Annotated in this window: 9 protein-coding genes; 3 read left to right on the forward strand and 6 right to left on the reverse strand. The window is 67.5% G+C overall.

The genetic code is table 11. From position 1 onward, the window contains the following. Window positions 1-49: 49 nt before the first annotated feature. The 5 genes from B0293_RS13060 to B0293_RS13080 form a co-directional block, all read right to left on the reverse strand. On the reverse strand, window positions 50-1,105 hold the full coding sequence (locus B0293_RS13060; RefSeq protein WP_005155424.1) for a chitinase: 1,056 nt from the start codon (window positions 1,103-1,105) through the stop codon (window positions 50-52). Window positions 1,106-1,309: 204 nt separating this feature from the next. After that, on the reverse strand, window positions 1,310-2,908 hold the full coding sequence (locus tag B0293_RS13065) for a M28 family peptidase (RefSeq protein ID WP_005155423.1): 1,599 nt from the start codon (window positions 2,906-2,908) through the stop codon (window positions 1,310-1,312). 97 nt (window positions 2,909-3,005) lie between these two features. Then, window positions 3,006-5,270, reverse strand: coding sequence for a M4 family metallopeptidase (locus tag B0293_RS13070; protein WP_085939638.1), 2,265 nt, complete (start codon window positions 5,268-5,270; stop codon window positions 3,006-3,008). 280 nt (window positions 5,271-5,550) lie between these two features. Next, entirely contained in the window at window positions 5,551-6,870 is a 1,320-nt protein-coding gene (locus B0293_RS13075; protein ID WP_005155420.1) for a helix-turn-helix domain-containing protein, read from the reverse strand. Between the two features lie 38 nt (window positions 6,871-6,908). Further along, window positions 6,909-7,118 carry a DUF397 domain-containing protein gene (locus B0293_RS13080; RefSeq protein WP_039917106.1) on the reverse strand — a complete coding sequence of 70 codons (210 nt, stop codon included), beginning with the start codon at window positions 7,116-7,118 and terminating at the stop codon, window positions 6,909-6,911. A gap of 154 nt (window positions 7,119-7,272) precedes the next feature. Here B0293_RS13080 and B0293_RS13085 point away from each other — a divergent pair, with 154 nt between their 5' ends. From B0293_RS13085 to B0293_RS13095, 3 genes are all read left to right on the forward strand, one after another. After that, window positions 7,273-9,135 carry a glycoside hydrolase family 9 protein gene (locus tag B0293_RS13085; RefSeq protein WP_005155416.1) on the forward strand — a complete coding sequence of 621 codons (1,863 nt, stop codon included), beginning with the start codon at window positions 7,273-7,275 and terminating at the stop codon, window positions 9,133-9,135. Window positions 9,136-9,248: 113 nt separating this feature from the next. Continuing rightward, a complete protein-coding gene (locus B0293_RS13090) occupies window positions 9,249-10,034 on the forward strand; it encodes an LOG family protein (protein WP_005155415.1) in 786 nt (261 codons plus the stop codon). Then, window positions 10,034-10,612, forward strand: a complete 579-nt coding sequence (locus B0293_RS13095; RefSeq protein ID WP_005155414.1) for an LOG family protein — start codon at window positions 10,034-10,036, stop codon at window positions 10,610-10,612. Before B0293_RS13090 ends, B0293_RS13095 begins: the two co-directional genes overlap by 1 nt. A 373-nt stretch (window positions 10,613-10,985) precedes the next feature. Here B0293_RS13095 and B0293_RS13100 read toward each other — a convergent pair whose 3' ends face one another. Continuing rightward, window positions 10,986-11,660, reverse strand: a complete 675-nt coding sequence (locus B0293_RS13100) for a lysophospholipid acyltransferase family protein (protein ID WP_005155413.1) — start codon at window positions 11,658-11,660, stop codon at window positions 10,986-10,988. Window positions 11,661-11,709: the final 49 nt, after the last annotated feature.

The raw sequence follows: 11,709 nt of genomic DNA on the forward strand, positions 1-11,709 counted from the left end.
CTTACCACTCACGACCCACTTGACCGACGCCTCACTAGCGCCCTCTAGCTCACCGGCCCTGCAGACTCCGGACGTTGTTCCCGAAGGTCCAGCTCCGCGAACCGTCCCAGTTGATCGACCACGTCATCAGGCCCTTGAGTCCCGGAATGCCGCGGTACGCCTGGGAAACCAGGCTCGGCGACATGTAACCGCCACCAGCCCCTGCCTGCGCGGGCAGACCCGGAACCTGCTTGTCGTAGGGAACGCGGATCGTCGTGCCCTGGATCACGAGGCCCTTGTCGAGACACTCCGTCTGCTTGACGAAGCCCTGAACCGTCCCGGCCTGGTACGAATCGCCGGAGCAGCCGTACATGCTTCCGTTGTAGTACTGCATGTTCAGCCACCACAGCCGGCCGTTGTCCGCGTATTTCTTGATGACCGGCAGGTACGCGCCCCAGATCGAGCCGTAGACGACGCTGCCGCCGGTGACGTACGCGGTCTCGGGCGCCATGGTGAGCCCGAAGTTCGACGGCATCGCGGCGAGCACGCCGTCGATGATGCGGATGAGGTTCTTCTGCGACGCGGAAAGCGTGTTGATGTTCCCGCCACCGGTGAGGCCGGTTTCGATGTCGATGTCGATGCCGTCGAAGTTGTACTTCTTCAGGATCGGCACGATGGTCGAGACGAACTTGTCCGCCACGGTGGACGAATTGAGGTCGATCCCGGCGGTGGCACCGCCGATGGACATCAGGATCGTCGCGCCCGCGTCCTTGGCGGCGCACATTTCGGACGGCGTCGCGACCTTCACAGTCGCGTCCATCCCATCCTCCCATTTTGCCGTTCCGTCGGACAGGATGACCGGAAAGGCCGCGTTGATCACGTTGTACCCGTTGGCTTTGATGCGGGCGTCGGTGATCGGGATCCAGCCGAGCGGCGGGTGGACGCCGTTCGAAGCGCCGTCCCAGTTCTCCCAATAGCCTTGCAGGACCTTGCCGGCGGGCTTCGATTTGACCGCGCAGACCTCGGCGTCCGTCGAGGCTTGCGCCGGGGTCAGGACGACCAGCGTGGTGACGGCGAGTACCGCCGCGCCGGTGATTGCGAGCAGCCGTGAGACGCGACCGAACATACCCAGCTCCCATCTCGAAAGCGGTTGTGAACGAACAGGAAGCGGCCGTTCGGCTCAACATAAGTCGCGACGCCCGGCCACCGCTACCGACGATCGGGTGGTCTAGACCAGATATCGAAAGGTTGTCCGAAAATCGTTCTCACGCACGAGGGCCATCTCACGAGGCCGGGTGTCCTCGTGAGATGGCCCTCGCCATTCAAAGGGTCAGACGGTGATGGTCCAGCTGTCGAGCGTGCCGGTGTCGCCGGAGTAGGCGTCGTAGACCACGAGCGTCCAAGTGCCGGAAGCCGCCTCATTGGTCACGGGGACCGAGTAGTTCCGGGTGCCGAGCTCGGTGCAGGGCAGGGAGCCGGTGGGCTTGACCGAGTACGTGCTGCCGTCGGGGGCCTTCAGGCTGATGCGAAGGTCTTCGGAGCAGGTGTGCGTACCGGTGATCGACACCTTCACCGGCGACGTCGCCGTACCCGTCGCGCTGGAGGTGATCGGGCTGTTCACCGTGCCGTAGTCGGCGATCGGGTAGTCCGTGCCGTTGGTGAACGTGCGGACACTGACGTTGCCGACGGTGAGCGTGTACTGCGCCGTGCGGTCCACCGCGGTCCCGTCACCGGTCACCGTGATCGTGCTGGTGCCGTTGGGCGTGTCCGCCGACGTCTGGATGGTGAGCGTCGAGGAGGCACCGGACTGCACCGAGGCCGGGTTGAACGTCGCGGTCGCCCCGGCGGGAAGGCCGCTGGCGCTCAGCGAAACCGCCTGTGCCGCACCGGAAGTCGTCGTGGTGTTGACCGTGACGGTCGCCGACTGTCCCGCTTGGACAGTGCCGGAAGCCGGGGAAAGGCCGAGCGAGAAGTCCGGACCCGTCGAGGCGCCGACGGCGAGCTTCCAGAGCGCGTAGCCGATCGCGTCGCTGTTCTTCTCCACCGGGGTGTCCGGGATGTTGGACGTCGTGTCGCACGCGCGGTGGTAGCAGCTGTCGAACGCCCGACCGGCGGTGCCGCCCCATTTCTGGGCCTGCGCCGCGCTCTTCGTGTACCCGGCGCCGGTCGCGAGGCCACCGACCGGGATACCCGCGCTCTTGAACGACGCGTGGTCCGAACGGCCGTCGCCCTCGGTGTCACCCTCGGTCTGGATGCCGATCGTCCGGAAGTACTCGTCGAACACGGCCTTGACCGAAGCGACGTCGTCATAGACGAAGTAGCCCCAGTTGTCGGAGCCGATCATGTCGAAGTTCAGGTAGGTCTTGATCTTCGTGCGTTCGGCCTGCGGCAGGCTGTTGACGTAGAACTTGGAACCCTTCAGACCGGACTCCTCGTCGGCCCACCAGCCGAAGCGGACCCGCTTGGCCATCGTCGGGTTCTCCCGGGCCAGGGTCAGCGCGACTTCGAGGATCGAGGCCGAGCCCGAGCCGTTGTCGTTGATGCCGGGACCGGCGCTGACGCTGTCGAGGTGCGCGCCGAGCATGATGACCTGGCTCGCGTCACCCTGCGGCCATTCCGCGACGATGTTCTGGCTCGAACCCGCGCAGCTGGTGCAGGTCTGCAACGTGACGTTGTAGCCGGCGTCGCGCAGCTTCTGCGACACATAGGACACCGACGCCGTGTAGCCGGAACGTCCGGAGGCCCGGTTGCCGCCGTTCTGGTTGGCGATCGTCTGCAGCTGGTTCAGATGCGACTTGATGTTCGCGAGCGAGATGTCCGGTGCGGCGTTGAGGCTCGCGGCCGTGACCGCTTGGGCGGGCGTCACGACGACGCCCAGCACGGCGGCCATCCCGACGACGGCCGCTCCTATTCGCTTTCCCCACTTCATGCCGGGGGTTTCCTTCCTGGGAAATGGTCCGTGAAGGCCTCCTTGAGGGACTCTGAGTCCCTCAAGGAGGCCTTCACGGACTTTGTGGAGTCGGGAGCTAGAGGGTGATCGACCAGCTGTCGAGCGTGCCTGTGTCACCCGAGTAGGCGTCGTAGACCACGAGGGTCCAAGTGCCGGCCGCCACTTCGTTGGTCACCGGGACCGAGTAGTTCTTGGTGCCGAACTGGGTGCACGGCAGGGAACCGGTCGGCTTGACGGAGTACGTGCTGCCGTCGGGGGCCTTCAGGCTGATCCGGAGGTCCTCGATGCAGGTGTGGGTACCGGTGAGCGTCAGCTTCACCGGGGACACCGCGTTGCCGGTCGCGGTCGAGGAGATCGCGCTGTTCACCGTGCCGTAGTCGTTGATGGCGTAGTCGGTGTCGTTGGTGAACGTCCGGATGTTGCTGCTGGTGCCGACGGTCAGCGTGTACTGCGCGGTGTGGGTGCCGCTGGCCGCGGTACCGGTCACCGTGATCGTGCTGGTGCCGTCAGGGGTGCTCGCCGACGTCGCGATGGTGAGCGTCGAGGAGGCACCGGACTGGACCGAGGCCGGGTTGAACGTCGCGGTCGCCCCGGCGGGGAGGCCGCTGGCGCTCAGCGAAACCGACTGCGCCGCACCGCTGACGGTCGCGGTGTTCACCGTGACGGTGGCGGAGTCGCCAGCCTTGACCGTGCCCGACGCCGGGGTGACACCGACCGAGAAGTCGGGGCCGGACGGGGTGCACGAGGTCGGCTCGCCGGACACCGCGGTGACGCTGATGGCCTCCCACGCCGCCTTGGTGGTGTTGAACTCGGTGCAGGAGGTCGGGTACAGCGCGAGCGCCGCTTCCAGGGTCGCCTTGCGGGCGGCCTTGTGGTTCCAGCCGGAGGTCTTCTTCAGCAGGCCGTTGTAGAAGATCTTCGCGGCCTTCTGGATGCCCAGACCGGTGATCGAGGTGTTGTTGCACGTCGGGCTCGCGGGCTTGCCGGCGGGCGCGGTGCCCTCGGCCAGCAGGTAGAACCAGTGGTTCTGCGGACCGGCGGCGGCGTGCACCTCGGTGCTCGGGATCGAGGACGAGTAGCAGTTCGGGTTACCCGAGATCTTGCTCGGCTGGTACATGTAGCGGATCGGGCCCTGGCCGACCAGGTTCACGCCCTCGCCGACCTCGTAGTCCGGGGTGTCCTTGGCGTTGTTGGCGTAGTGCTCGGTGATGGCGCCGAAGATGTCACCGGTGGACTCGTTCAGTCCGCCGTTCTCGTTGCCGCTGCCCGCGCCACCCGGGGTGGTCTGGAAGATGGCGTGGCCGTACTCGTGCGCGACGACGTCCATCGAGGTGGCCTGGCGCTGGTTGTCCTGCGAGTGACCGAAGGTGGTCGAGGAACCGTCCCAGTAGGCGTTGACCTGGTTGAGGCCGACGGAAGCGGGGAAGCCGCCGCCGTTGCCGTTGATGCCGTTGCGGCCCAGCCACTCGCCGAGCATCTTCCACTCGGTCTGGACGCCGAAGAGCGTGTCGACACAAGCGGTTTCGAGGTTGGTGCCGGAACCGTTGCCCCAGTTGTCGTCGGGGCCGGAGTACACCGCGCCGTTCTGCGGCTTGCAGCTGATGTTGGTGCGCTGCGGGTCGCGCATGGAGTAGGTGCCGCCGGAGTTCGTCGTGTCGATGGTGACGTTGCCGACGTAGTAGCTGTTCCCGGCGCCCAGCGTGCTGACGCCGCCCGACGTGTTCTGCGTGGCGGCCGGGATGTTCGACATCTTGACGTCGTCACGGGTGTCGAGGATCGCCCCGGTGGCACCGTCCACGAAGACGTGCAGGTTGCTCGGGTTCGACGCCTTGGTGCCCTTGACGACAACCTCGTAGGCGAGCTTGGGGGAGTTCCCCGCCAGCACGACGAGCTGCGGCGCCACCACACTGTCTACTTTGGACAGCTGGCCGCGCGCGACCTCGGTCGCCTTCGCCGCGGAGATCTTGGCCTTGGTGTCGACCGAGATCGCCGCGGTCTCCGCGGCACTGGTGCCGCGGACGCGCCCGGCGCCGTCGGCCACCACGACCGCGTCCCCGCCGACGACCGGCAGGCCACGGTAGGTTCGTTCGTAAGCGGCGTAGAAGAGTCCTCCGCCACCAGGTGTCATTCCGACGCGGCGGAATCCCTCCTGCGGACCCTTCCGCAAGTGGTCTACACCAGCTGCGGCGGCCTGATCGGCCGCGCTCGCGGCCACCGCGTCGGGGCTCGCGGGCTGGATGGTGGCGGTGGTCGCGTTCGCCGGGATCGCCGGGAACGTCATGCTCAGGGCAAGGCCGGCGACAGCCGCCAACCCTGTTCTGAGCCCTCGCTGAACGGTCATGGGAACCTTCCATGGGCAGGACCGTGTACCCGGCACGGCCCTTGGCGCGGCGGGGAATTCGACCTGATCGGGAACACGGCGGGGGACGGGGAAGCGTGTCCATTCAGATAACTGGAGTTATCTCGATGGACACGTTCGAAGTAAAGGAGTTGCTCACAGGGAGCGTCAATGGGCCGGATGGCCTAGTGGCACGCGCGAAGATCATTTCTCTGAGAGTAAAATCCCTGTGTAGTAAGGATTTTCCCGCCGGTCGCGATATATAGCGACTTTCGTATGGTTTTCAGTCCGCCGGCCCGGAATCGGACATAGCGGCCGCGCGTACACCGCGGCGATAGGCCTCCGACGCTTTCTCGATTAATCCGCGATCACGCAACGTGTCACCCAAATGCAGAGAGGTGGCGACAAGCGCTCCGAGCAATTCCGAATTTTCCTGTGCTGTGGCGGCTTCTTCGAGCAACGTGGTCGCAGTGGACAGATCGCCGCGGGCGCGGGCGATGAGTCCCAGTAACCGGAGAACCTCGGCCCTGGCCTCGATGTCGGGGGATCGATCCAGAAGCGGCCGGATTCCTTCGGCGAGTTCCGCGGCTTCGTCGAGCGCGCCTTGACGACGGCGGACGTCGGCGAGTTCGATGGTCGCGCCGAGTACGCCTTCCTGTGAACCGGCCTTGGCGAGGAGGTCTCGGGCGAGCAGCAGTTCGGCGTGCGCGTCGTCGAGCTTGCCCAGCCTTCGCCACAGGAAGCCGCGGGCCCAGCGGCACCGGGCGGCATCGCGGTCGTAGCCGATGGAGGTGAACAGCCGGAGGGCTCGCGCCAGGTCTTTCTCCGCGCGGTCGACCAGGCCGATCGCCTGCCACAGCTGTGCGGCCTGCCGGTGGTACCGCGCGGAGATGTCCTTGCGGTGGGCGGAAGCGAGGGCGCGGCGCCCTTCTTCGGCGGCCCGCCGGGCGCGGCGGAGCGCGCCCATTTCGATGAGCGGGTGGATCAACGCGGTCAGCAGCGCGAGTTCGGCGTCGGGATCGCTCGCGCCGGCGCGGAGTTCGCCGAGCGCGGCCTCGACGAGGGCGACGGCCGCGCCCAGGTCTCCCGACAGTGCCCGGCAGGCGGCGACGCGGTTGACGATCATCGCGCGCAGCCGGGGCGACGCCGTGTCGGCGAGTTCCATCGCGTAGGCGAAACCCTTGTCCGCCAACGTGATGTCGTAACGCTGCCACTGGACTTCGCCGAGATAGAACCGCGCGTGACATTGGACTTCCGGTAGCCGGTACTCCGCGGCTCGGTGTTCCACGCGGGTGAATTCGCTTTCGGCGGCTTCGAGTCCGCCTTGCTGCAACTCGCGGTAGGCGGTTTCCAGGGCGTCGGTGAGTTCCTCGGCGGCGCCCGGCGGTCTGTCGAAGCGGAGTTCGTCCGCGGTCAGGCCGAGCCGTCGCGCCAGATGGGACACCACGTCGTCCGAGGGCAGGCGACGACCCGACTCGACCTTGGCGAGGAAGCCGCGGTCGTAGCGGGGCTCGGCGAGCTCGCGCTGGGTCAGCCCGCGCGCCCGGCGCAACCGCCGGACCCTCGCGCCGAGTGGTTCTGCCCCGTTCGGCGTGGACGGCACCCGTCCACGGTAGACGATTTCCCGGCGGTTTCCACCGGTCAGCGGGACAAGTGGGTGAGCAATGCGGTGAAGCCCGGCGCCGAGACCACGAGAACCGGCCTGACCTCGGCCGGGAGCTCGCGTTGCTTGGTGTCGCGGATGCCGACGAGGGTGCCGTCGGTACCGACTTCGACGCAGGCGTTCTCCTCCCAATGGGTGTGGCTCGATTTGTGCCAGCCGGTCATGCGTTCATGCCAGGTCGTGGTCATCTCGGTGGGATACCCGCTGACAGGCGTTCCAATCCTGTGACTTTCTCCCGGCGAATCGGACATATTGACGGCGGGGGTCCCGGGGGCTAGCGTCTTGCGCAATAAAAAGGAAACTTTCTTAACTAATCAGAGACTATTGCGGAGCGGGGCGCCGATGATGGTGAGTTCCTGGTCCCGGGCGGTGGCCGCGGTTACGGCACTGGTCCTCGGGGGTTTGACGGTTCCGGCGGTTTCGGCCGCGGCGGCGGTTCAGGGTGAGGTCCGGGTCGACCAGGTCGGCTACGGCATCACCGAAACCAAGTACGCCTATCTCCTGTCCAGCGCGCCGGGTTCGTTCTCGGTGGTCGACGAACGCGGCCGGACCGTCCACCGTGGACGGACCGGCACCTCGCTCGGCGCGTGGAACGCGAAGTATCCGGCGGTGTACCAGCTCGACCTGTCGAAGGTCTGGCTGCCGGGCAAGTACCGGATCGTGGTCAGCGGCGAGACCACGGCGACCTCGCCGACGTTCCGGGTGGACACCAAGGACCGGCTCTTCACGCCGCTCGTCCGCGCCACCAACGAGTTCTTCCAGGCGCAGCGCGACGGCGACGACGTCGTCCCCGGCAGGCTCGGCCGCAAACCCTCGCATCTGGCCGACAAGCAGGCCACGGTCTACGACTGGCCGGTGTTCGTGGGCGAGGGCGGTGACGAGATCGCCGAACCGCTGAAGCCGATCGGCGGGCCGATCGACGTCGAGGGCGGCTGGGTCGACGCGGGCGACTTCGTCAAGTTCACCTCCAACACGGCGTATTCGCTGGCGGAACTGGGATACGTGCTCCGCGAGGGCTACGACCCGGTGCTGGCCAAGGAGGTCAAGCTCGGCCTCGACTGGCTCGACAAGATGTGGGACCAGCGGAGCAAGACGCTCTACGCCCAGGTCGGGATCGGGACGGGCAGCGACAAGTTCGGCTTCCTCGGCGACCACGACGTCTGGCGCAACCCGCACGACGACGACGCGCTCGACGTGAAACCCGGTGACCCCAAGTACTTCGTCAAGCACCGGCCGGTGTTCCCGGCGAACCCCGGCGGTTCCGCGCTCAGCCCGAACCTCGCCGGCCGCGTCGCCGCCGCGTTCGCGCTCGGCGCGCAGGTCGAGGCGAAGCGGAACCCGTCGCTGGCAAGGAAGTACCTCGCCGAGGCCGCCTCGGTCTTCGCGCAGGCCAAGACCGAGAACGTCGGCGAACTGGTCACCGCTTTCCCGCACGCGTACTACCCGGAATCGTCCTGGCGGGACGACATGGAACTCGGCGCGACGCAGCTCGCCCTGGCGGGCAAGGCCTTGCGGGACCCGAGGTCCGCCGACTGGACGCGGCAGGCGGCGCACTGGGCGAAGGCGTACATCGACATCGAGGAGAAGAGCACGCTCAACCTGTACGACACCAGCGCGCTGGCTCACGCCGAACTGGCGAAACTCCTGCGGCACGGCGTCCCGGGTGCCGCGCTCGGGCGTGAGGAACTGATCGGCGACCTCCGGCGTCAGCTCGACGAAGGCGTCGCGAGCGCGGCTCGGAGTCCTTTCCGGACCGCTGTGTCGGTCAAGGACTTCGACGCCGCCAGCAAGAGCTTCGGGTTCGCCGCGACCGAACGGCTGTACGCGGACGTGACCGGCGACCGGCGGTACGCGGCGTTCGGCTCGCAGCAGCGGAACTTCACCCTCGGCGCGAACGCGTGGGGAGTGTCGCTGGTCGTCGGCGTCGGCACGACGTCGCCGAAGTGCCCGCACCACCAGGCGGCCAACCTCGCGGGTGAGGAGAAGGTGCTCTACGGCGCGGTCGTGAATGGACCGAACGGGGCGGAACACTTCGCGGACCTGCCGTTCCCGGCCGGGGCGAAGGAATGCACGAAGCCGTACGACGCGTTCGACACGACCGAGTCGCGCTACACCGACGACCTGGCCTCGTGGCCGAGCAACGAGCCCGCCATCGACTTCACCTCGACGGCCATGCTCGCGTTCTCCCTGGCCGGACGCTCCTGACCGGGATCGTGGGGCCCGCCTGTCCGGGCGGGCCCCACGTTCGCGTACCCGACAACTCCTGTTCGCGGCGATGCCGCCGCTTCGGACGGTGACGACGTCGTAGTCTTGGCGGGGTGAGTGAGACAAGCGAGTTCCCCGACGGCCAGTACCCGGAACGTCCGATCGAGCGCCACAAGGGCCCGGTCGTGCTGCGTCGGGATCGCCGTGACCAGGGCAGCACCACCGACCAGCGCCTGCTGGACTCACGGGGTCCGAGCGATTGGGTGCACACCGATCCGTGGCGGGTGCTGCGGATCCAGGCCGAGTTCGTCGAGGGCTTCGGCGCGCTGGCCGAGGTGCCGCGCGCGGTGACGGTGTTCGGTTCGGCACGCACCAAACGGGACCACCCCGAATACGAACTCGGCCGCAAGATCGGCGGCGCGCTCGCCGACGCGGGCTTCGCGGTGATGACCGGCGGCGGCCCCGGTGCGATGGAAGCGGTCAACCGCGGCGCCAACGAGGCGGGCGGGTTCTCCGTCGGCCTCGGCATCGAGCTGCCGTTCGAACAGGGCCTGAACCCGTGGGTCGACCTCGGCGTCAACTTCCGGTACTTCTTCGCCCGCAAGACGATGTTCATCAAGTACTCGCAGGCGTTCATCTGCCTGCCCGGCGGCTTCGGCACACTCGACGAGCTGTTCGAGGCGCTCACCCTGGTGCAGACGAAGAAGGTCACGAAGTTCCCGGTCGTGCTCTTCGGCAGCGACTACTGGGGCGGTCTGTACGACTGGATCGCCAAGACGCTGCTCGCCGAGGGCAAGATCGGCGAGAAGGACCTCGACCTGCTGCACGTCACCGACGACATCGACGACGCCGTGCGCGTCGTGCAGGACTCGTACCAGGCATGGGAGGACACCCACTGATGGCGGCTCCACGCCGGGTTTGCGTCTTCTGCGGCTCGTCGATGGGCTTCGACTCGCGCTATGCCGAGGAGGCGCGTGCGCTGGGCACGCTGCTGGCCTCGCGGGGGATCGGGCTGGTCTACGGCGGCGCTTCGGTCGGCACCATGGGCGTCATCGCGGACGCCGCGCTGGCCGCGGGCGGCGAGGTGATCGGCGTGATCCCGGAGGCGCTGGGCAGCGTCGAGATCGCGCACGCCGGACTGACCGAACTGCACGTCGTCGCCGACATGCACCAGCGGAAGGCGAAGATGGCCGCGCTGTCGGACGGCTTCCTCGCGCTGCCGGGTGGGGCGGGGACGCTGGAGGAGCTGTTCGAGGTGTGGACGTGGGCCCAGCTCGGGCTGCACGAGAAGCCGATCGGGCTGGTCGACGTCGGCGGGTACTACGCGCCGCTGCTGAAGTTCGCCGACCACATGGTGTCGGAGGGCTTCCTGTCGGCCGGGTACCGGGACATGCTCTCGATCGACTCGGACGCTTCGGCGCTCCTGGACGGCTTCGCGGACTACGTGCCGCCTCCACGTCCTAAGTGGGCTAAGTAGGGCTTCGGTCGGGTTGGTCGTGAGTGGCGATTCGGGTTAGAACCCGAATCGCCACTCACGACCCCTGGCGGCAGGGTGCTTCGGGCGCTGTTTCGGTACATGAAGGCCCCCTTGCTTGCGCCTGGCTCCGTGAAGGACCCCTTCATGTACTTGGGCTGGCGCGAAGGGCGAGTTTCCTCGGCTGAGCCGCGTGAAGGGGGCCTTCACGCGCACCCGCTGTGGTGTGTGGGGTTACTGGGGTTTTTGAGGCTCCTGAGGTATGCGGCTGTCCGTGAAGGAGGCCTTCACGGACTCGCGCCCAGCCAGGGGCCGGCTGCCCGGCGCTCACGCGATAGCAAGGGACCTTTGCTATCGCCCCGGCACCGGGAGGGCGTCAGGCAGCGCTCTGATCAGGGCGTTTGTGGTACGAGTCGACGTACTCCTGCCCCGAAAGCTCCAGGATCGCGTACATGATCTCGTCGGTCACCGAGCGCCGGATCGCCGGCGACGAGTCCTGTCCCTCGTACCGCGAGAAGTCCAGGGGCTCGCCGTAGGTGACGGTGATCTTCGCCCGCCGCGGGATCCGCTTGCCGGCGGGCTGCAAGTCTTCGGTGCCGGAAAGCGCGACGGGCACGACCTTCGCGCCGGTCGCCAGCGCCAGGGCCGCGACGCCGGTGTGGCCGCGGTGCAGCCGCCCGTCCAGCGAGCGGGTGCCTTCGGGGTAGATCGCGAACGCGCCGCCCGCGTCGAGCACCTTCCGAGCCGCCTCCAGCGCGGCGAGACCGGCCTGCGCGTTGCCGCGTTCGACCGGGACATAGCCGAGGCCGCCCAGGAAACCGGCCATCAGCTTGCCCTTGAGCCCCCGGCCGGTGAAGTACTCCGCCTTGCCGAGGAACTTGACCTGCCGCATCGCCGTGAAAGTGATCACGCCGGTGTCCAGGGCCGCCCGGTGATTGGGCGCGAGCAGCACCGGGCCGGTGGCGGGGATGTTCTCCACACCGCGGATCTCGGGGCGGTACAGCGCCCTGACCAGCGGACCCAGCACGAATCGGACGAGCAGCGGTAGCAAGGTTCCTCCATCGACAAGGTGTCGGACTCCAGCATGGCACGATCACTAC

It is taken from the genome of Amycolatopsis azurea DSM 43854 (assembly GCF_001995215.1).
GTDB classification, from domain to species: Bacteria; Actinomycetota; Actinomycetes; order Mycobacteriales; family Pseudonocardiaceae; genus Amycolatopsis; species Amycolatopsis azurea.